Source organism: Flavobacterium potami, from assembly GCF_020026915.1.
In the GTDB taxonomy this organism is placed as follows: domain Bacteria; phylum Bacteroidota; class Bacteroidia; order Flavobacteriales; family Flavobacteriaceae; genus Flavobacterium; species Flavobacterium potami.
Genome location: NZ_JAINUY010000008.1, coordinates 206,281 through 228,873, shown reverse-complemented (window position 1 = coordinate 228,873; position 22,593 = coordinate 206,281). Strand labels below are relative to the sequence as shown.

Genomic DNA, 22,593 nt, shown 5'->3' with positions numbered 1-22,593 from the left:
GATTTTCTTTGTGTTTAAGGCATTTTATTTCGCATCAATTCACATAGTTATGTGTATTAAGTAAAAGTGAAATGCCTTTTTTATAGGTTTCAATGATCTATGATTCTATGTGTTTAAAAATAAATTAGTGAAAATTAGTGTAATTCGTGGCAAACTAAAAATGCAAAAATGATAAATAAGCGCCTTTTAATTAAGAATCTTCTCGCTCATAATGACGAAAGCAGTTTTTATGATAAGAAAAGGCAATTGAATCTTCATTCGAGAGAAGGAAAAGGCAAGTTTCTCAAACACATTTGTGCCTTGTCCAATTCCAACCCAAATAACAATTCTTATATTGTAGTTGGAGTAGAGGATCAGGATAACGAAATTGTCGGTGATGACTTTTTCGATGACAGTAGAATTCAGAATCTGGTCAATGCTTTTTTAGAAAATCCTCCAAAAATTCAATACGAAAACGTCCCTTTTCCGAATCTTCCAAAAGACAAAGTAATCGGTCTGGTTACCATTAAACCCAAAAGTAAAATCTCTTACTTTAAAAAAGGAATTCATACGATTTTGGCCAACAGTATTTTCGTAAGACGCGGCAGTAATTCGATTCCACTAGAAGAGCATGAAGAAGTTGAAAAACAAAATCAAAATACAGAAACCGTAATTGGAATCGAAAACAGTTCTCGAAATAGTATTCAATATACTTTAGATGGTGTTATCGATTTTATGAATTTCAGGCATAAAGATATGTCGCCGAAATATTATGTTTTCAAGGAATTGTTTGTGATTTGCTGGGCTGGAGTTCCGAAAACAATGCGTGAAACTACTTTTCTTTCTCGTGTAGATATCGAATTGATAAACGAACAAATCAAGCTTTTCTATTCGGCGCAAGATGTTGTTACAATTGAATATAATGATGATACTTTTACCATTACAGAATATGTTCCGCTTGGATTAAATGACAAAACGAGTTACTATCCTTTAGAAGAACAAACGATTCATTTCTTTGATAACGGTTATTATAAAATCGACCGTCAGATGCTTTTTCAGCCACCAGAATTCAACCGAAAAATGTTGTACCACATTTACAATTCCAATATGGCGTTGTTGGCTAAACTTCAAAAAGAAATTACCTTATCTGAACGAGAAATGAAAGATTTAGAAAATCTGCCTTCTACTTTTATGATTTGCTATTTGAATGGGTTTGAAGATGCCAGACAAAAATTGATTGATGCAAAATTACTTCTGAAACCCTATAAACATATTTACTCTTCTTTTAAAGAAGCCCTGAGAATTTTACGTAAGATGAAATATGATGTTCAGTGAAGAAAAAGGTTCAAAGTAACAAAGTAACAAAGTGACAAAGTTTTTTTGTAGAGAGGCACTGTAGTGCGTCTAATTTTCTGTTTTTCTATTGAAAATTCAAATATTTCTTTACTTCTTCATACGGAAATATTAATTCTTTTGGGCCATCTGCGTATGAAGCGGCTTCATAAGAGTTGTAATATAAAAGCAAACCTTCAGAAGTGTAAAAAATGTTTTGAGGCAATTGAAATTTGTCGTTTTCAAACATTAAACCTGTGGCATTAATATTCGCACTTTCTGGAATTTTATATTTGGCCCTGAACGTTTTTTCGGCGAAAGCCTTAAACTCTTTTTCGTTTTTAAATAATTGATTGTTGAAAATTGTTTTTCCAGTTTTACTATTAAATAATAACGAGCGATAACCTTGATAACCGTGAGCGCCACCTGTAAAAGTGTAATGATCAATTTTTAGGTTTAGAATCTGTTCCGACTGAAACTCTATATTTCCTATTATTTTTGCTTCCCAACCAAAAGTATCTTCAGGGAATTTCTGGTGCATTTCTTCGTAGGAAGCAATAAAAGATTTTGTCAATGATTTGTAATCATCAACTTTTACTGAATCTTCTTCAAAAAACACAATCTCTTTAATAACAGCAAATACCTTTTTATTAATGCTGTCTGATATTACTTTAAGATTTTTGGCAACCGGAACTTCTATTGTAATATTCGGGCAATCGTTTTTGCACGGAATAGTAGATTTTTCTTCAAACGTTTCATTTTCAAATGAAAGCTCTTTTTTGCAACTTGTAATAATCAAACACAAAAAGATTGTAAATATGTAATTTTTCATATCAAAAAGTGTTAATTATCTATAAAGGTAAGCAGTTTTATCTCGATAAAATAAATTTAACGGTAAATTTGTAAAAGAATTAAGGACTTAAAATTTATAACTATATGAAATTCAATACAAAAGTAATACATGGTGGACAACATCATGACCCAAGTACAGGTGCAGTTATGCCTCCGGTGTATCAAACTTCAACATTTGTGCAGACAAGCCCTGGAAAACCTTTGGCAGATTACGAATATAGTAGAGCTTCAAACCCAACTCGTACGGCTTTAGAAGAGGCTTTGGCTAGTATTGAAAACGGAACCCGCGGATTGGCATTTTCATCTGGTCTTGCAGCTACAGATTGTGTTTTGAGATCTTTTAAAGCTGGTGATGAAATTATTGCAATGGATGATTTATACGGAGGAACTTATAGAATGTTTTCTCGTGTTTATAAAGATTCCGGAATTGTATTTCATTTTGTTGATATGACGAATATTGAAAAACTGAAAAGTTTAATCAACGAAAACACCAAATTAATCTGGGTAGAAACACCAACAAATCCGTTGATGAAATTGGCGGACATTCAGGAAATAGCAAAAATCACAAAAGAGAAAAATATTCTTTTGGCGGTAGATAATACTTTTGCAACACCTTACTTGCAAAAACCACTAGATTTAGGAGCAGATATGGTAATGCACTCTGCTACAAAATATTTGGGAGGTCATTCTGATGTTATTGCTGGAGCATTAATTGTAAAAGATAAAGCGCTTGGAGACCAATTGCATTTTCAGCAATTTGCAACAGGTGGAACACTTGGGCCAATGGATAGCTTTTTGGTTTTAAGAGGAATTAAAACTTTGGCATTAAGAGTTCAGAGACATTGTGAAAATGGAGAAAAAGTGGTTGAATACTTGAGTAACCATCCTAAAATTAAAACGGTTTATTATCCGGGTTTGAAAAATCATCCGTTTCATGAAATTGCAAAGAAGCAAATGAAAGCTTTTGGCGGAATGGTTTCTTTTGATTTTAAATCAGGGAAAAAAGAAGATTCTATCTCATTCTTAGAAAAATTAAAAGTGTTTACATTGGCTGAATCTTTAGGAGGGGTAGAATCTTTAGCAAATCATCCGGCTTTAATGACACACGCTTCTATTCCTGCTGATAAAAGAGCAGAAGTTGGAATTACAGACGATTTAGTTCGTTTAAGTGTTGGTATTGAAGATGCAGAAGATTTAATTGCCGATTTAGAGCAAGCTCTTTCATAAGAAAGAAATTCCAATAAAAAAATCCCAAATTCCAATTTATCATTTTGGAATTTGGGATTTTTTATATTTTGATTTTTTTAGATTTAGAATTCTAAATAATAAATGTATCCAAAGTTAAACCAGACTTGCCAATCGTTGGCTTTGTTTTCTTTATATAGATCTTTATTTGGGTTTAATCCGTCAACCCAGTCTGAGTTGTACATTTGAAAACGAGTTTCAAACATCAAATCACTCATTTTTGTTAGTTTGTATTGAACACCAACAGCAGCAGTTGCAGATAAAACAACACCTGTTTCTGTAGAAAAACCATGCGCACGACCATCAGAAGGAGTTAAATATTTTCCTGGAGTAACAGTCGGAAGCGTTAGGTCTCCCAAATGCGATCCAACTTTTGCGGAATAATAACTTACTTGAAAACCTAAACTTCCATAAGGACTAAGGCTACCTATACTAGTTTCGTAATAGTGAATTTTAACAGGATGAAAAAGTAATTGAGCACCTAAACCGACTATTGTAGAGCTTGCATGCATGTTTCTTAATTGCTGAGCGAATACCCCATCAGGTTTTCTTTCAACCCATTCTCCAAAATGCTTTAGTGTTGTTCTACTGAAATTTAAATCAGATCTAACTTTAAAATGCTCTGTAAAAAAACTTTCTCTGTTGTTGGCAGAAGAAAAGTTAATAAAGTGCATGATTCCAACTCCAAAACCGGTGTTTCCGGCATTCGTGTCAAAGTTGTTTCTCTGACCGAAATCTGACTGTAAAGTAACTGGTCCAGCATATATTCCTATCTCTTGAGCTAGGTCTGACTGCGCAGATGCCGCAGATGATATACCGAATATGGCAAATAAGGTGATAAAGAGGTGCTTAGGCATGTTTTAGGGCTTACAAATCTTGGCAAATATATAAAAAACATATTCGATTCAAAATATTAAATCACTGTATTGAACAATAAGTAGAAAAATACTTAATTTACTAACATTTACGGTGTTATTTGCGGGTAAAGACCTACAGCTAAAATATGTTTTTTTTGGATTGTTTGAAAAATGTATAAATCGTCTCAAAAAAGCGAAAAATATAACAACGAATCAGAATTTGATATATCTTTGTGTGTTTAAACGAAAACGTTTTCTTAAACGTAATTCCTTAATTTTAAAAGCAAAATAAAATCAAATTATCTGAAAATTTATTTCAAATATGGAACAAAAAATAAATGAATTTATGGCTCTTATTGAGTCAAAAAATCCAAACGAGCCAGAATTTCTTCAGGCGGTAAGAGAATTTGCAGAAACAGTTATTCCTTTTATATCTGAGCGCAAAAAATACGATGGCAAAAATATACTTCTTAGAATTGCTGAGCCAGAACGTTCTATAATTTTTAGAGTTCCGTGGGTAGATGATAAAGGAGAAATTATTGTAAACAGAGGTTTTAGAATTCAAATGAATTCTGCAATCGGACCTTATAAAGGTGGAATCAGATTTCACCATTCTGTAAACTTATCTGTTTTGAAATTCTTGGCTTTCGAACAAGTTTTCAAAAACAGTTTAACAACACTTCCTATGGGTGGTGGAAAAGGTGGTTCTGATTTTGATCCGGAAGGAAAATCAGATGGAGAAATTATGCGTTTTTGTCAATCGTTCATGACAGAATTATGCCGTCATATTGGTCCAGATCTTGACGTTCCTGCTGGAGATATTGGTGTAGGTGCAAGAGAAATTGGTTATTTATTTGGACAATACAAAAGAATCAGAAACGAATTTACAGGAGTTTTAACTGGAAAAGGGTTGGCTTACGGAGGTTCATTAATTAGACCGGAAGCTACAGGATATGGAGTGGTTTACTTTACAGATCAAATGCTTCGTACAATTGGTCATGAAATTAAAGGAAAAAGAGTTGCAATTTCTGGATTCGGAAATGTAGCTTGGGGTGTTGCTTTAAAAGTAAATGAATTAGGAGGTAAAGTAGTTACTATTTCTGGTCCTGATGGTTACATTTATGATGAAGAAGGAATTTCTGGAGAAAAAATCGATCATATGCTTGAAATGAGAGCAACTGGAGATAATAGAGCGGAAAGATATCTAGAGAAATATCCAAATGCAGTTTTCCATAAAGGAAAAAGTCCTTGGGAAGTAAAAGTAGATATTGCAATTCCATGTGCTACTCAAAATGAATTAAACGGAGAAGACGCTCAAAAATTAATAGATAATGGTGTTTTATGTGTAACTGAAGCTGCAAATATGCCTTCAACATTAGATGCTATTAAACTTTTCTTAGATAATAAAGTTTTATTTGCTCCAGGAAAAGCGGCAAATGCTGGTGGTGTTGCTGCTTCTGGATTAGAAATGACTCAAAACTCTATTCGTTTAAACTGGACTAGTGAAGAGGTAGATTTAAGATTGAAAGAAATCATGATCGGAATTCATAACCAATGTAAAAAATACGGTGCAGAAGAAGACGGATATGTAAACTACGTAAAAGGAGCTAACATTGCCGGATTTGTGAAAGTGGCAGATGCGATGCTGGCACAAGGTGTAGTTTAAAAATTTAATTTAATTATAGAAACGCCTCCATTTATCTTTATAAGATAATTTGGAGGCTTTTTTATTTATATCAAAAATTAAATAATCTCGTTTGTAGTATATTTGTCTATCCGAATATATTAAATGATGAAAAGAACATTTTTCTGCGTTTTATTTTTACTACTTTTTCAGTTTAGTCAGGCACAAAATAAATTGTCGTGGCAGGGATATTTTTCATTTAATGAAATCAAAGATCTGTCAGAATCACCGACAACCGTTTTTGTAGCTTCAGAAAATGCTTTGTTTTCAAAAAATATAGCAACAAATGTGCTTAAAACAACGACAACTGTTGACGGTTTATCGGGTCAGACTATTTCTGCCGTATATTATAGTGAGACATTCAAAAAAACAATAATTGGTTACGAAAACGGACTGATGATTTTGGTGAATGAAACAGACGGAAGTATTTTAAAAGTGGTTGACATTATAAATAAACAACTTCCAACAAATCTCAAAAAAATCAATCATTTTATGGAATATAATGGTCTGGTTTATGTTTCTTGCGATTTTGGAATTGTGCAGTTTAACTTAAATACATCAAAATTTGGCGATACTTATTTTATAGGAGATAATGGCGCAGAAATTAGTGTAAAACAAACGGCTTTATTTAATGGCTTTATTTATGCAGCAACTTCAAGCGGAATAAGAAGGGCTGATAGTGCAAATGCTAATTTGATTGATTACAACCAATGGGCGATTGTAAATTCTGGAAACTGGTTTGGTGTTGAAACTTTAGATACCGAACTTGTAGCCGTAAATGATTCTGGATATATTCATCGATTCAATTCGAATACATTTGTAGGTTTTTCTCAATTACCGCAGGCAGCTGTAGATCTGAGAGCAAAAAATCATAATTTGTTTGTTACAACAGCCAGTACGGTTTATGTTTATAACAATCAAATGGTTTTAAACAGACAGATTACAAATACTCAGGTTTTAGATAATACTTTAAGTTTTAATTGTGCAACGGCTGTTGGAGACCAGCTTTTTATTGGGACAATAGAAAAAGGATTATTTGTTTCGTCACTCAATAATGCGTCTACATTCGAAAACACAACACCGGCGGGTCCACTGCGAAATAATATTTTTTCTTTAGATGCTACTTCGAATGTTTTGTGGGCAGTTTATGGAGATTACGATACTTCTTATAATCCGTATCCTTTGGATAGTTATGGAATTAGTAAATACAATGTTTCCGGTTGGATGAATATTCCTTATTCTGAAGTTTTTGATGCCAAATCAATTACGCGAATTACGGTTAATCCGTTCAATGAAAAACAGGTTTTTGCGAGTTCTTTTTATTCAGGATTGTTAAAGATTGAAAACGATGTGACGACTTTATTGTACAATGAAAAAAATAGCGGATTAGAATCTATTACAACCGAAGGTCCAAATTATATCGATGTTCGTATCAATGCAACAGCTTTTGATAAAACAGGAAATCTTTGGGTAACCAACAGTAGGGTTAAAGATGGACTGAAAGTTCTAAAAACAAATGGGCAGTGGGGAAGTTATGCCATGACCTCAATTTTAGACAATGCAGAAGCTGGAAGTTTTTCGAGTATAGTTGTAGACCGTAATAATGTAAAATGGATGGGAACTTACAGAGATGGAGTTGTTGGTTTTAATGAAACAAACAATACATTCAAAAAAATAACTTTTGGAACAGATGCCGGAAATCTTCCTGTTGCAGATGTTAGAAGTATCGCTTTAGACACCAAAAACCAGCTTTGGATTGGAACAATAAAAGGGTTGAGAGTTTTGTCTAATGTGGGGAATTTTCAAACTGAAAGTCAGTTAAAAGCAAATCCGATTATTATTATGGAAGATAATCTGGCTCAGGAACTAATGTACGAACAATTTATTACTTCAATTGTAGTAGATGGTGCAAACAATAAATGGATTGGAACAGCAGATTCTGGTGTTTTTATGGTTTCGCCAAACGGACAGGAAACAAAATATCATTTTACAATAAACAATTCGCCACTGCCAAGTAACGTGGTTAATGATATTAAAATCAATAGTAAAACAGGCGAAGTTTTTATCGCAACCAATAAAGGAATGATTTCGTTTAATGGAGTTGCAACTGCAGCAAACGATAATTTAAATAACGCCTACGTTTATCCAAATCCAGTTCGTCCTAATTATACAGGAACCGTAAAAGTGGCTGGATTGATTGATAAAGCAAATGTCAAGATAACAGATATCGAAGGGAATTTGGTTTACGAAATAACATCTTCTGGAGGAACAATAGAATGGGATACAACTGCTTTTGGCAAATATAAAGTAGCTTCTGGTGTCTATATGGTTTTCATTTCCGCGCAAGATGGAGGAGAAACTAAAGTCAAAAAGATAATGATTATTAGATAGTATTCAGTCTCAGTCTCAGTCTCAGTCTCAGTTTTCAGTGAAACTTGAAACTTGAAACTTGAAACAAAAAAATAAAACCAAAAGCCTTGCTCGTCAAAACCAAAGCCATAGTAATCTCTTCTTTAAAATTTCAGGAAAAAAGCTTGATCGTTAAATGCTTTACGCTTTCTAGCGGACTGAAATCTTACTTTGTGCGTGATGCTTTTTCTAGCAGAAAAGCAAGTCAGAAGATTGCTTATTTTCAGCCGTTTTCGATTTTAGAAATAGAAGCCGTTCATAAAAACAAAGGCACTTTAGAAAATTTTAAAGAAATAAAAACTGCTGTCCCTTTTCAAAGTATTCATACCGATATTGTAAAAAGTACCATGGTAATGTTTCTATCTGAAATGCTGCATTATTCTATTCAGGAAGAAGAAAAAAACGAACAGCTTTTCTTGTTTTTAGAAACAGCGCTGACTTGGCTTGATCATCATAACGAAATTTCAAATTTTCATTTAATTCTACTTTTAGAAATTACAAAGTATCTCGGTTTTTATCCTGATCTTTCAGAAATTGATTTGCCATTTTTTGAAATGAATGAAGGAGTTTTTACGGTTTTCCACAATTCTACGGCACTTTCCGAGCATGAAACCAATTTGTTTAAAAAACTTATTGATCTAAAATTTGACAACGACCAAAAAATCTTTCATGTTGTTGAAAGGCAAATGCTGCTAAAAATTTTAATAGACTATTATTCGTCTCATTTAGAAGGTTTTAAGCAACCAAAATCACTCGATATTTTGAAAGAAATTTTTTCATAATCGCATTTGTATTTTTATATATTTGCTCAGTAATTTTTTACTAAAAAAAGTTCCCAATTTTTAGTAGGAAAGTACATTCTCATAAATAAACATTTCCAATAATTAAAAAAATCTACCATGAAGAAAATTACGTTTTCGATTATTTTACTTCTGTCGGTAACGGTTTCATCAATTGCCCAAAGAAAATACGATGAGATAGTTACAACAGAAAATGCTGTCCAAGATTTGGTTCAGAATGAAATCACAGGAGTTATTGTCTTTAAAGAAGGCGGAACAGTAAAAGGATTAGATCCTGAAACAAAAAAAGTTATTTGGACTTTAACAAAAGATGATTTTGGAACTCTTAGTTCAAAAGATGTCTTAAAAGATCCTGATTTTGGAAATCTTTTCAAAGAAAAAAGAGATTTGTCTTCAGTTCCAGGAAGCCCTTATGTTGAGGCATACATTAATTCAAAATATTTGATCATCAATACTGATTCAGGTAAAATTGTTTACAACTCTTCAAAAGAATCTTTTTGGGTTTTTCAATCAGATTTTATTCCTGAAACCAACGAATATCTTCTTACGCTAAAAAAAGACGGAGAAATGGCAATTGCATTGCTAGATATGGCAACTGGAGAAATTAAATGGAATACAACAGTTGATAAAGCAAAATCATTAATCAGTTTTTCAACTAAAGCTTCAAGTTTAACAAACAAAGCAAAGATTAATGGTAATACAGTTTATTATTTGCTTTATGGAAAACTGTACTCTTTTGATAAAGAAAATGGAAAATTAAACTGGAAAGCAGACGAAGATTACACAAGATTTTACGAAACACAAAATGATAAAAATATTGTGGTAGTTAATTCTGCTGGACTTCTTTCAACAAAAGAATATATTAATGTTTTGAGTACAGAAGATGGGAAAAGTATCTGGAAAGAATCTATTAAAACGAAATATGTTGTTTATTTAGAAGATTGGGGAACAAAATTATTAATTGCTCACGATAGCGGTTTCAACTTTTTTGACTTAAAGACAGGAGAGAAAATCTGGAAAAAAGATGCTCGTGGAAGCGGGTTGAAAAGAGTAATTCCAATTGATCAAGATTTCTTATATGTTGCAGAAAATGAAATGATGTTGATCAACAAAGACGGAGAAAAGCTTTGGAAAAAATTCATCGAAATTTCTGATGATAAAGAAGATCCGATCTACTACCTAGGAAAAGTTGGTGAAAAAGTAATGTACCTTACAGGAACTTACGGAAACATGGTTGATTATAAAACTGGAGTTAAACTTTGGAAACGTAATATTAAGTTTGAAAAAAGCCGTCCAGTTTTACCAACTTATGACGAAGCTACAAATTCTTACTTAGTGTATAATGATGAAAAATTATACAAATTTGATCCAAGTATCAACGATAAACCTGAGCCATTTGCTAAGGTAAATATCAAAAGAGAAAAAGAATTAAACAGTATCGAGCAGTTTCCTTGGGGAGTTGTGCTTTCTGGACCACTTGAAGTAATGGGTGTAAACATGGATGGGACTGTAAAATACCATTTCACTTATAATCAGCCAGGTGAAACAGGAAGACGTTTAATCAAAAGTGCTGCTATTGTTGGAAGCATTGGTTTAGGTGTTGGTGCTGTAGCGAGCGATATCAAAGGTGCAGATTTGACTATGACATATCGTGATGCCGACGGTAACATGAGAACCTCAGTTGCAAAAGGAGATCAGACAAATAAAGATCAGGCAAAAGCTTATGCTGGTGGTGCTGTAGCTCTTGGCGTAGTAGCGGCTAAGTTTAACACTCGTTTTAATGCAATGAAGCAAAACAGAGACTTCTCTTATATTTTTGCAAAAGCAGATACGGGAGAAAAAGTTTTAGTTAAAGTTAGTAAAGCAGAAGGAAAAGAGGTTGATAAAATCATTTTCACTAACAACAAACCTCTTTATGAGATTGATCCGGCTACTCAGAATATTTTTTATGTTTCTGATAAGTCAATTCAGATCTTTAACAAGAAATAAAAATATAACAAAATCCAAAGCCATCAGGATCTGATTCTGATGGCTTTTTTTTGCCTATGAAAAAAATACTACTCGTAATGGCTTTGCTTGTATTGGGTTCAATTCAGGCACAAGAAAAAATAAGCTCCAAGAAAAAGAAGTTTTACATACCGGTAATCAAATATTCAGAGTATCCTGCTCTTGATAATGTACTGACGCAAACTGCTTTTTATCAAATGGATAAATCGCTGCAAGAAGAAGAGTCTAATCTTAAGAAGCATTTTTTTAATATTAATGGCTATATAAGTGATCCAGCAAATGGTAAACTTAAACTCTATTTGACATTTGGACTGCCAAGATATACTGAAACACAAATTGATAGTGTTTATGACAAAAAAGCAAATAAATGGAGTTATAGTGCACATTCAAACTATATCACAAATGTTAAGCTTGACGTCAAGGTTGGAGATAAAATTATACTAACTCAAGATTTTGGTGGTTCAGAATCGTACTCAATGACCGTTGGAAGTAGTCTTGGTGCAGTAAAAATCGCTGCTTCAGAACAGGATAAAAAAATTAGAACGGCCGTTAAGGATTCAGATTACAGCGATGTTGGACTTGGGTTTGAGAATGCTATCTATAAAGCAGCAATAAGAATTCAGGAGTTTTTGAATTATAAATTTGGATATACAACCAATGAAGCAAAAATTAGATTTGAATTTGTAACATCCAAAGGACATTCTGAATACAATCAGATGTTGGCATTTGAGAATGAAATTACCGCCCAAATGCAGAAGATAACACTCGAAAAAGGTTTAGACGAAAAGTTGCTGACACCGCATTTGCAATATCTTGAAAGCTTATTGGTGAAATATCCGCCTTCGCCAACAAATGTCAACATTCGATTTATTGTTACTAATAATTTAGCTGAAACATATCTTTTGCTTGAAAACAAAGAAAAAGCATTACTGTACGCAAATTTACTTGTAGAAAACGACAAGCAAGATTCGCGTGGAACGTCAATTATCGACCGAATAAACAAAACCAATTTTGCAGACAAAAGATTAAGAGCGCATACCCCACGCTTTGCAGAACTTAAAAAATTAGGATTAAAGATAGCTGAAGAAAAAGAAGAAAAAAGATTGGCTTTTTTTGAAAAAATCCAGCAACAAGATGCGGAATGGGAAATCGAAAAATCTAATCGTGAAGCTTATTTAGAAAAGATTAAAACGCAGCGATATAATTTGCTTGATTCCATACCTTATCAGTTAAATGCAAATCTTTTAGCAAAAGTAGTCGAAAATCTTGGAGGAAGTCAAGCGTTGAAAAAAGTAGAAAAAGCGCATCTGTTATCTAAGATTTCGATAGAAGGAACAAACATTCCTCAAACAGAAGAAAAATGGGCAACAAATACACATTACCTTCTTAAGAAAAAAATGCCTGAGGCTTATTACGAGATAGTAAATGGAGCCGAAGCATGGAGCCACGATGATCGTGAAACAGGTATAAATGCTAAATGGGCAAAGTTAACAGCGTATGATTACGGCAATTTGTCAAAGAATGTTGATTTGGTGAATTTTTTAACCGATTTAAGGCTTGATTTATGGAATAACTTTGAGGTTTTAGGAGACGAAATGTACGAAGGAAAACTATGTTACCATTTGAATTATTTTGAAAAAACATTAAGTTCCGGAAACAGAACAATTCCTAAAACGGATTATCATGTTTTTATCGATAAAGAAAATTTCATCATTGTTTCTACCGAGAAAACAGAATTCGATAATGGTAATAAAAGTTTTTTCGAAAGGAAATTATTTGGAGATTATCGTCCTGTTGCGGCATTGAATTCAGGCAAAATTCCGCATAAAGTGAATTATGAAATTGAAGATTTTAACGGAGAAACATTCTATCAGGAAACTCGTGAAAAAGTGGAGATAAATCCCGTTTTCGGAAATAGAATTTTTATGAAAGAAGTATATTTTGGAGGATTCAAATAACAAATAAAACACATTATTTAGGTGTTTATGGAATTGGTTATTTTTTGGTTTATTGACTCAGAAAACTGAGAATAATATCAGAAAGTAACCAATTCCTCTGTTTTTGTATCTATTATCTCAACAAAAGTTTGTGAAATTTAAAGAAATTGGCGGTCAATAGTTCAAAATTCCTTACTTTCGCACCTCGTTTAAGAAAAGGATAAAATGAGTACAAAATTTACTGAATACAAAGGACTTGACTTACCAACTGTAGCGTCTGAAGTTCTTGATTTTTGGAAGAAAGAAAATATATTTGAAAAGAGTGTAACAACTCGCGAAGGTGCTGAGCCTTTCGTATTTTTTGAAGGTCCGCCTTCAGCAAACGGATTACCTGGAATTCACCACGTAATGGCACGTGCGATTAAAGATATTTTTTGCAGATATAAAACTCAAAAAGGTTTTCAAGTAAAAAGAAAAGCTGGATGGGATACTCACGGTTTGCCAGTAGAATTGGGAACTGAAAAAGAATTAGGAATTACAAAAGAAGATATTGGTAAAACGATTTCTATCGAAGAATATAACGAAGCGTGTAAAAAAACCGTTATGCGTTATACAGACGTATGGAATGATTTGACCGAAAAAATGGGGTATTGGGTTGATATGGAAGATCCGTATGTGACTTATAAACCAAAATATATGGAGTCTGTTTGGTGGCTTTTGAAACAAATCTATGATAAAGGTTTGTTATACAAAGGATATACAATTCAGCCATACTCTCCAAAAGCAGGAACTGGATTGTCTTCTCACGAAGTAAACCAGCCTGGAGCGTATCGTGATGTGACTGATACTACAATTGTAGCACAGTTTAAAACACTTCCGGAAACTTTGCCTTCATTCTTGCAAGGTTTTGGAGATATCCACATTTTAGCTTGGACGACAACTCCTTGGACACTTCCTTCAAACACCGCTTTGACAGTGGGTCCAAAAATCGATTATGTTTTAGTTAAAACTTTCAATCAATATACTTTTGAGCCAATCAATGTTGTTTTGGCCAAAAACTTAGTTGGAAAACAATTCGGAAAAGGATTTTTCTTAAGTGAAGACGACGCTGATTTTGACAATGTAAAAAACGGCGACAAAAAACTTCCGTACAAAATCTTAACCGAAGCAAAAGGAGTAGATTTAGTAGAAATCCGTTACGAGCAATTATTGCCTTACGTATTGCCTTATGAAAATGCTGAAAACGCGTTTAGAGTAATCGCAGGTGATTTCGTTACCACTGAAGATGGAACCGGAATTGTGCATACAGCTCCGACTTTTGGTGCAGATGATGCTAAAGTAGCAAAAGAAGCAAAACCAGAAGTGCCGCCAATGTTGGTTTTAGATGAAAACGGAACTCCAGTTCCATTAGTAGATTTACAAGGTAAATTCACTTCTCATTTAGGCGATTTAGCTGGTAAATACGTTAAAAACGAATATTACGATGCAGGACAAGCTCCAGAGAAATCTGTAGATGTTGAAATCGCGATTCGTTTAAAAGAAGAAAATAAAGCTTTTAAAGTTGAAAAATATGTGCACAGTTATCCACACAGCTGGAGAACAGACGAGCCGTTATTATACTATCCTCTAGATTCATGGTTCATCAAAGTAACCGATGTAAAAGATAGAATGTTCGACCTGAACGAAACTATCAATTGGAAACCTAAATCTACTGGTGAAGGACGTTTTGGAAATTGGCTTAAAAATGCCAACGATTGGAACTTATCTCGTTCTAGATATTGGGGAATTCCGTTGCCAATTTGGAGAACAGAAGATAAAACAGAAGAAGTTATTATCGGTTCTGTTGAAGAATTGTACAATGCAATCGAAAAATCGATCGAAGCAGGTTTCCAAAAAGAAAACCCGTTTAAAGGATTTGAAATCGGAAATATGTCTGAGACTAATTACGATTTAATCGATTTACACAAAAATGTGGTTGATGGACTTACTTTAGTTTCTGCTTCAGGGAAACCAATGAAGCGCGAAAGTGATCTAATCGACGTTTGGTTTGATTCTGGAGCAATGCCTTATGCACAATGGCATTATCCTTTTGAAAACAAAGAAAAAATTGATGACAACAAAGATTTTCCAGCAAATTTCATTGCAGAAGGAGTAGACCAGACTCGTGGATGGTTCTATACTTTACATGCAATCGGAACTTTAGTTTTTGATAAAATAGCATACAAAAACGTAGTTTCAAACGGTCTTGTCTTGGATAAGAATGGAATTAAAATGTCTAAGAGTAAAGGAAATACTATAGACCCATTTAAAACCATTGCAGAAAACGGTCCAGATGCTACACGCTGGTATATGATAATGAACGCAAATCCGTGGGATAACTTGAAGTTTGACCTTGAAGGAATTGCTGAGGTTAAACGTAAATTCTTCGGAACACTTTACAATACCTATTCATTCTTCTCGTTATATGCTAACATCGACGGATTTAAATACGAAGAAGCTGAAATTCCGTTAAACGAAAGACCTGAAATCGATCAGTGGATTATTTCTGAATTACATTCGTTAATCAAATTTGTTGACGAATGCTACGAAGATTACGAGCCTACAAAAGCAACAAGAGCGATTTCTGACTTCGTTCAGGAGAATTTAAGTAACTGGTACGTTCGTTTATGCCGTCGTCGTTTCTGGAAAGGCGAATATGCTAAAGATAAAATTGCAGCATACCAAACGCTTTACACTTGTTTGCTTACAATCAGTAAATTAAGCGCTCCAGTAGCTCCGTTTTTCATGGACAAATTATATCGCGATTTAACAACTTCTACAGGAACCGAGAATTTTGCTAGTGTTCACTTGGCAGAATTCCCAAAATTTGTCGAAAACTTTGTTAATAAAACGTTGGAAAGCAAAATGCAGAAGGCGCAAACGATCTCATCTTTGGTATTATCACTGCGTAAAAAAGAGATGATTAAAGTTCGTCAACCTCTGCAAAAGGTAATGATTCCAGTACTTGACGAGAATCAGCGTGCTGAAATCGAAGCTATTTCTGACTTGGTAAAAGCTGAGGTAAATGTTAAAGAAATCGAACTTTTAGACGATGCTTCAGGTATTTTGGTAAAACAAATTAAGCCTAATTTTAAAGCACTTGGACCACGTTTTGGAAAAGATATGGGTCTGATTTCTAAAGAGATACAAGGTTTTTCTGCAGAGCAAATCAATCAGCTGGACAAGCAGGGAACGCTAGATATTGTTATTGCAGGAAATAGTGTAACTTTATCATTAGAAGACGTCGAAATTACATCACAAGATATCGAAGGATGGCTGGTTGCAAATTCAAACGGAATAACCGTTGCGCTTGACATCACAATATCTGAAGAATTGAAAAATGAAGGTATCGCGAGAGAATTAGTAAACAGAATTCAGAATATCCGTAAAGATTCAGGATTTGAAGTTACTGATAAGATCAAAGTACAAATAAAAAGAGATGGCATTTTAGAAGATGCAGTTTCAAAAAATGAGGACTATATTAAGTCTGAAACATTAACAGACGAACTGGTTTTTGTGGATAGTTTAGAAAACGGCACAGAAATTGAGTTTGATGACATTAGAACCATTATATTAATTTCAAAATAGTAGAAAATGATAGATGAAATTATTAGATACTCAGATGCAGATTTAGCAGAGTTCAAAGAAATAATCCAAGCAAAAATTAAAAAAGCACAAGAAGATCTTGACTTGATCAAAAGTGCCTATATGAACGATTTGAATAACGGAACTGACGATACTTCTCCAACTTTTAAAGCTTTTGAAGAAGGAAGTGAGACCATGTCAAAAGAAGCAAACTCTCAGTTGGCTATCAGACAAGAGAAATTCATTCGTGATTTAAAGAATGCTTTATTCCGTGTAGAAAACAAAACATACGGTATCTGTAAAGTAACAGGTAAATTAATTAGCAAAGAAAGGCTTAAAATCGTTCCTCATGCTACAATGAGTATCGAAGCTAAAAACTTGCAAAGATAAATTCACAAAAAGTCTAAAATATGAAAAGTGCTCTTTTATTAGAGCACTTTTTTTTGTTTAATGTTTAACGATATCTGTAGTTATTGTTGCATTTTTACTTTGAGAGAAATTATTTATAATAATTAAAAATAAAAGGAGATTAGAAGCCCTTTTTTGTAGGAAGTTTTATTTGACGCAATCAAGTTGTTTTTGATAATACCCAATAAAAAAACCGCTTTGTAAAAGCGGTTTTAATTTAAAAGATTGAAGATGACTATGCTAGATTTTTTTCAACATCAGCTTTGTGCTTTCTCAAAATTGCTCTTGTCATACCTAGATTAGCTTTTGAAGCATCAGCAGCAAGGTAGATCATGAATTTTTTGTTTGGAGAAATGTCGATAATATGAATTTGATTAGAAAGTGTAATCAAAATGTCTTCAATATCTTGGTTTAAATTCAAAGCTTTCACGGCGTTCAGTTTTGCTTTTACAACTTCTAAGTTGTAAGCAGCGGCTAATTCCGGGTCAAATGCAGGGTCAATTGTTAAGTTTCCAAAGCTTAATCCAGATTCAATTTCTGTTACAGCGACAGCGATAAAGCCGTTTACGTTCGTTTTCATTTCATTTAAAAACACGTTTAAAAAGTCATTGCTCATAGTTCATTTGGGTTTGTTTGTTAATAGAATTTATTTTTTATTTCAGTAGGGAATTTTTGCTCAACTCAGCAGATACTTCTTCTGTAGAACGCATTAATAAGGCTAGATTGCTTCCTTCACGAGAAAAAGCAACAATAAAATTGGATCCGCTAATTTTGTTTCCAACAATAACGCCTTCTGCACTTTTAAGGTATAGTTGTTTTAAAGAGCCTTTTTCTAAATCAATTAAAAATTTTTCGCTCATTGATAAAATTGCTGCACTCATAGCAGCGATGCTGTCTCCGTAGTCTAAGTTTAAGGAAGTGATTAGCTTTCCTTTACCATTTAAAATTAAAGCAGCAGTTGATTTTGTGCTGACTAGAAAGTCATTTAGTGTAGTAGTAATTTCATTCATGATTTTGTAGGATTTTGGGAGAATTGTTAAATTCAGTTTGTTTTGGATTTGTTTTTGAAAATTAATTTTGAATCAACCTAAACAAGTGTTAATTTTCGTTAACAAATATAAATTAAATTATGTATCATTGTAATACCAAATCATTAATAATTTAAATTATTTACTGTAAAAAACTTACATTATGGCTAAAGTATTGAAATTCAAAGAAGTAAACTCTGACGTAGAGCGTAGAATGAAAGATTTTGAAAAACTACGCGTTAAGTTTAAAGCCGACGTTAAAAAGGGCGAAGCGAAAAAATTGGCTGCCGGAAAAGAGAGCAAGGGTATATTTAAATCTATTTCAGATTTTTTCTCCGACAGTCCAGCCAAAACTGCTGCAAAAGCTCCTGTAAAAAAATAAACTTTATCAGGTTTAGATTAGCGCTTAAACTTAGTTTAGTTTGTTAGAAAACAATTAACGCTCCTTTGGGAGCGTTTTTTTTGTTTAAATTGTTATTTTTGCTCATCAAAAATCTATAAAATGTCATTACGAAAAGCGTATTTCCTTATATTCTTAGTTTTAATTGTTGATCAGCTTTCTAAAATTTATGTCAAAACAAACTTCATTCTTGGAGACGAAGTAAAAGTGATGGGTGCTGAGTGGTTCAAAATTCATTTTATCGAAAATGAAGGAATGGCGTGGGGAACAAAAATTCCTGGAGAATATGGAAAATTAATTTTGACTGTTTTTAGGATTTTTGCCGTATTCGGAATCGGATGGTGGCTGGCAGACAGTGTTAAAAAACGCTATTCTAATTATCTAATAGTGGCAATTGCTTTAATTTTTGCAGGTGCAGCTGGCAATATTATCGATTCTGTTTTTTACGGAGTTATTTTCGATGACAGCACGCATAATTTAGCAACTCTCTTTTCTCCAGTTCCCTACGGAACATGGTTTCACGGATTAGTGGTGGATATGTTTTATTTTCCTATTTGGGAAGGAAATCTTCCAGAGTGGCTTCCGATTTTTGGAGGAAAACATTTTGCTTTTTTCAATGCGATCTTCAATGTTGCCGATGTTGCAATTTCTACAGGTGTAGGTATACTTTTAGTCTTCAATAAAAGAGCTTTCCCAAAACACTAGTAAATTAATTTAAAATAATAAAATTCCAAATTCCAATATTTAATGATGTTGGGATTTGGAATTTTTATTTTTGGAATTTGAAAATTTCACATTATTGGGTTTTAATATTTATTGTGTTATTTTTACGTTACAAAAAAATCAAACTATGCAAAGTCCGTCTTTCTCTATTTATGATGCTTCTGCAGGCTCCGGAAAGACATATACTTTGGTCAAGGAATATCTTAAAATTATTCTTTCTTCTCCAAAAAACGATGCTTATCGAAATATTTTAGCCATCACTTTTACCAATAAGGCAGTTCATGAAATGAAAAGTCGTATTGTTGGAAACTTGTCTGAATTTGCAAAAGATGAACCCTCTCCAAAAGCGGTAGATCTGATGGAAGATCTTGCGCGTGATACAGGGCTTTCGATAATTAAAATCAAAACAAAATCACAGCAGATTATAAAGCATTTAATACACAATTATGCTGCTTTTGATATTTCTACGATTGATAAATTCACGCACAAAGTGATTCGTGCTTTTGCACATGACTTAAATCTTCCAATGACTTTTGAGGTTACCTTGGATACCGAAAATTTATTGGTTGAAGCTGTTGATGCTATTATTGCGCAGGCCGGTGAAGATGAAACTCTGACCAAATTGCTCATTGATTTTACAATGGAAAAAACCGATGACGATAAAAGTTGGGATGTTTCGCGCGAAATTCTAGATACAGGAAGGTTGGTTTTGAATGAAAACAATCGGAATGAAATTCTGCATTTTCAAGATAAAACAATCGGAGAATTTGTAGAAATAAAAGCTAAAATGCAGGCTCTTTGTAAAGAATTGGAAAAGACAAATGAAGAGTTGGCAATTAAGGCAATTGACTTGATTGATAAAAATGGGATTGATCCCAAATCATTTTCGAGAGGAACTTTTCCGAATCATTTGGAAAGTATTCGTGCGGGAAAGTTTAATCCGAAAAATAAAACTTTCCATGAGTTCGATGATATTGCAATCAACAAAACGGCAAAAGACCGAGCGTTGATTGAAAATATTATTCCAGAATTACTTCAAATATTGAAAGAGGTTTATCAAAATTTTGAGAAGAGAGATTTTTATAAAGCTTTTTTAAAAAATATTACACCGCTTTCTTTGTTGAATACGGTCAGTAATGAATTGGCTAAAATTCAGTCTGAACAGAATATTTTGTCGATTTCTGAATTCAATGCAATTATTCATAGGGAAATCCAGAATCAGCCTGCTCCTTTTATTTATGAGCGTTTGGGCGAGCGTTATCGAAACTTTTTTATCGACGAATTTCAAGATACATCAGAAATGCAATGGCAGAATTTAATTCCGCTTATTGATAATTCGCTTTCCGGTTTAGACGATTTAGGAAATAAAGGAACGTTGATGATTGTGGGTGATCCAAAACAATCCATTTATCGCTGGCGCGGAGGAAAAGCAGAACAATTTATTGAATTGAGTAAAGATGTGAATCCGTTCAATAATCCGGATAAACAACTGAAGCATTTAAATACCAATTATCGAAGTTATAGTGAAGTAATTGAATTTAATAATGCCTTTTTTAAGCTGATTGCTGCTGAATTTTCGAATACAGATTATAAAGATTTGTATGAGAATCATAGTTTTCAAAATACTAATTCAAAGAAAGGTGGTTATGTCAATATTTCTTTTCTTCCTATAATGGAAAAAAATGAATCTGTTGATGATGAAGAAGTTGTAGAGAAGTCTGATTTGTATGTTTTGGCGACTTTAAATACTATTCAGGAAGTTGTAAAGCAAGGATTCGAATTTAAAGATATTGTGATTCTGACCCGAAAAAGAGATCAGGGAATTGCAATTGCAAATTATTTGACAGAGCAGGGAATTCCGCTTCTGTCTTCAGAAACTTTAATGATTCAAAATGCGGCAGAAGTTCGTCTCATTGTTCATTTGCTTCGTTATTTGAATAATAGTGCAAATTTGGAATCAAAAGCCAACTTTTTGCATTATTTGGCTTCGACTAAAGAATTATCAATGCCGATTCACGATTTTATAGCTTTGGGAATGAGTTATAAATCGGAAAAAGAATTCGAAAAATGGCTTTTAACTTTTGATGTTTCTTTTTCGTTCGAAGATGTGCGTAAAAAATCACTTTATGAAGCGGTTGAAATCATTATTTCTAAATTTATTCTCCCGTCTGAAGGAAATGCTTACGTACAATTTTTTTTAGATATCGTATTAGAAAGAGATATTCGAAATCAAGCTGGAGTTGCAGATTTCTTGGTTTTTTGGGATAAGAATGCCGAGAAATTCAGCATACCATCACCAGAAGGAAATAATGCTGTCCGAATTATGACCATTCATAAATCAAAAGGATTGGAATTTCCAGTCGTAATTATGCCTTTTGCAGATGAAGATTACAATAGGAAACCAAAAGATAAATTATGGCTTGATACGGAAGAAATTGATTTAGGTGTTCCAAAAGCACTTGTAGATAATAGTAGTGCTGTTGAAGGTTTTGGTGAAAATGCTTCGGCGGTTTTCAATTTGAAAAAACAAGAAGAGCTTTTAGATAATATCAATGTTCTGTATGTGGCGTTGACGCGTGCGGAAGAACAATTATATGTTATCTCTCAATCATTGAAAGCGAAAAATGATGGAGAATATCCAAACAACATGGCTTCCTTTTTCATCAAGTTTTTAATTAACGAAGGAGTTTATGAGGAAGAAAAGCTGAATTATGAATTTGGAGACAAGACCAGACTTTCGAAAGTTTCAAAATCGGTTGATTTGGTAAAAACAATTCCGATTGTTAAGGAAGTTTTGAATCCAAAAAATATAAAGATTGCCCAAAGAGAAGCTTTGATGTGGGGAACGCACCAACAGGAGGCTATTTCTTATGGGAATATTATACATGAGATTCTGGCTTTTGTTAAAGATAAGTCGGATATAGATCTTGCAGTTGCGAAATCCCTTGAAAATGGTTTGATAAATTATGATCAAGTTGATCAAGTATTGCAAACTTTAAGAGAGATTGTAAATCATCCTGAACTCACAGTTTGTTTTAATGGAAGTGATATGGTTTTGAATGAGCAGACCATTGTTCAGAAAGAAGGAAGGATTTTAAAGCCAGACAGGGTTGTTTTTTTAGAAAATAAACAAGCCTTTTTACTGGATTATAAAACTGGAGCTGTAAATGCAAAATATCAACAGCAAATTCAGGAATATCAAGATGCAATTGAAGATTTAGGATACAAAGTGTTAAAAAAGGCTTTGGTGTATATAGGAGCAGACATTGAAGTGGTAAATTTGTGAAAAAATTAATCAGATGTTAAAG

The 22,593-nt window shown here is 33.3% G+C and carries 16 protein-coding genes; 12 read left to right on the top strand and 4 right to left on the bottom strand.

The annotated features are described in order from the left end of the window. Positions 1–168: 168 nt before the first annotated feature. Positions 169–1,314: an ATP-binding protein gene (locus K6T82_RS21600; RefSeq protein ID WP_223710549.1), complete on the top strand. Its 1,146-nt coding sequence runs from the start codon at positions 169–171 to the stop codon at positions 1,312–1,314. 85 nt (positions 1,315–1,399) lie between these two features. Here the strand turns inward: K6T82_RS21600 and K6T82_RS21595 are convergent, their stop codons facing one another. After that, positions 1,400–2,143 (bottom strand): DUF3298 and DUF4163 domain-containing protein, encoded by a 744-nt coding sequence (locus K6T82_RS21595; RefSeq protein ID WP_223710547.1) that lies wholly within the window; start codon positions 2,141–2,143, stop codon positions 1,400–1,402. A gap of 104 nt (positions 2,144–2,247) precedes the next feature. Here K6T82_RS21595 and K6T82_RS21590 point away from each other — a divergent pair, with 104 nt between their 5' ends. Further along, on the top strand, positions 2,248–3,390 hold the full coding sequence (locus K6T82_RS21590; RefSeq protein ID WP_223710545.1) for a cystathionine gamma-synthase: 1,143 nt from the start codon (positions 2,248–2,250) through the stop codon (positions 3,388–3,390). A gap of 83 nt (positions 3,391–3,473) precedes the next feature. On the opposite strand, the gene K6T82_RS21585 is transcribed toward K6T82_RS21590, so the two are convergent. Continuing rightward, on the bottom strand, positions 3,474–4,265 hold the full coding sequence (locus tag K6T82_RS21585) for a THC0290_0291 family protein (protein WP_223710543.1): 792 nt from the start codon (positions 4,263–4,265) through the stop codon (positions 3,474–3,476). 322 nt (positions 4,266–4,587) lie between these two features. On the opposite strand from K6T82_RS21585, the gene gdhA reads away from it, so the two are divergent. From gdhA to K6T82_RS21550, 7 genes are all read left to right on the top strand, one after another. After that, on the top strand, positions 4,588–5,931 hold the full coding sequence (gene gdhA / locus K6T82_RS21580; RefSeq protein ID WP_223710541.1) for an NADP-specific glutamate dehydrogenase: 1,344 nt from the start codon (positions 4,588–4,590) through the stop codon (positions 5,929–5,931). A gap of 126 nt (positions 5,932–6,057) precedes the next feature. Then, entirely contained in the window at positions 6,058–8,340 is a 2,283-nt protein-coding gene (gene porZ, locus K6T82_RS21575) for a type IX secretion system anionic LPS delivery protein PorZ (RefSeq protein ID WP_223710539.1), read from the top strand. Between the two features lie 86 nt (positions 8,341–8,426). After that, positions 8,427–9,140 carry a DNA repair protein RecO gene (gene recO / locus K6T82_RS21570; RefSeq protein WP_223710537.1) on the top strand — a complete coding sequence of 238 codons (714 nt, stop codon included), beginning with the start codon at positions 8,427–8,429 and terminating at the stop codon, positions 9,138–9,140. A gap of 117 nt (positions 9,141–9,257) precedes the next feature. Then, positions 9,258–11,147: an outer membrane protein assembly factor BamB family protein gene (locus K6T82_RS21565; RefSeq protein WP_223710534.1), complete on the top strand. Its 1,890-nt coding sequence runs from the start codon at positions 9,258–9,260 to the stop codon at positions 11,145–11,147. A 56-nt stretch (positions 11,148–11,203) separates the two neighbouring features. Beyond that, complete coding sequence (locus K6T82_RS21560) at positions 11,204–13,123, top strand: Atg14 domain-containing protein (RefSeq protein ID WP_223710532.1); 1,920 nt, start codon at positions 11,204–11,206, stop codon at positions 13,121–13,123. A 204-nt stretch (positions 13,124–13,327) separates the two neighbouring features. Beyond that, the gene (ileS, locus tag K6T82_RS21555; RefSeq protein WP_223710529.1) at positions 13,328–16,729 is read left to right on the top strand and encodes an isoleucine--tRNA ligase; all 3,402 of its coding nucleotides are present in this window, start codon (positions 13,328–13,330) and stop codon (positions 16,727–16,729) included. Between the two features lie 6 nt (positions 16,730–16,735). Then, a complete protein-coding gene (locus K6T82_RS21550; protein ID WP_008465297.1) occupies positions 16,736–17,116 on the top strand; it encodes a TraR/DksA family transcriptional regulator in 381 nt (126 codons plus the stop codon). Positions 17,117–17,369: 253 nt separating this feature from the next. Here the strand turns inward: K6T82_RS21550 and K6T82_RS21545 are convergent, their stop codons facing one another. Next, positions 17,370–17,750 (bottom strand): hypothetical protein, encoded by a 381-nt coding sequence (locus K6T82_RS21545; protein ID WP_223710527.1) that lies wholly within the window; start codon positions 17,748–17,750, stop codon positions 17,370–17,372. Positions 17,751–17,787: 37 nt separating this feature from the next. After that, positions 17,788–18,144 carry a roadblock/LC7 domain-containing protein gene (locus K6T82_RS21540; protein WP_223710525.1) on the bottom strand — a complete coding sequence of 119 codons (357 nt, stop codon included), beginning with the start codon at positions 18,142–18,144 and terminating at the stop codon, positions 17,788–17,790. 181 nt (positions 18,145–18,325) lie between these two features. Between K6T82_RS21540 and K6T82_RS21535 the strand changes: the two genes are divergently transcribed. The 3 genes from K6T82_RS21535 to K6T82_RS21525 all read left to right on the top strand — a co-directional run bounded on the left by K6T82_RS21535 (position 18,326) and on the right by K6T82_RS21525 (position 22,571). After that, positions 18,326–18,544: a hypothetical protein gene (locus K6T82_RS21535; RefSeq protein WP_223710523.1), complete on the top strand. Its 219-nt coding sequence runs from the start codon at positions 18,326–18,328 to the stop codon at positions 18,542–18,544. A 120-nt stretch (positions 18,545–18,664) separates the two neighbouring features. Further along, entirely contained in the window at positions 18,665–19,267 is a 603-nt protein-coding gene (locus K6T82_RS21530; RefSeq protein WP_223710521.1) for a lipoprotein signal peptidase, read from the top strand. Positions 19,268–19,412: 145 nt separating this feature from the next. Further along, positions 19,413–22,571, top strand: a complete 3,159-nt coding sequence (locus tag K6T82_RS21525; protein ID WP_223710519.1) for a UvrD-helicase domain-containing protein — start codon at positions 19,413–19,415, stop codon at positions 22,569–22,571. Positions 22,572–22,593: the final 22 nt, after the last annotated feature.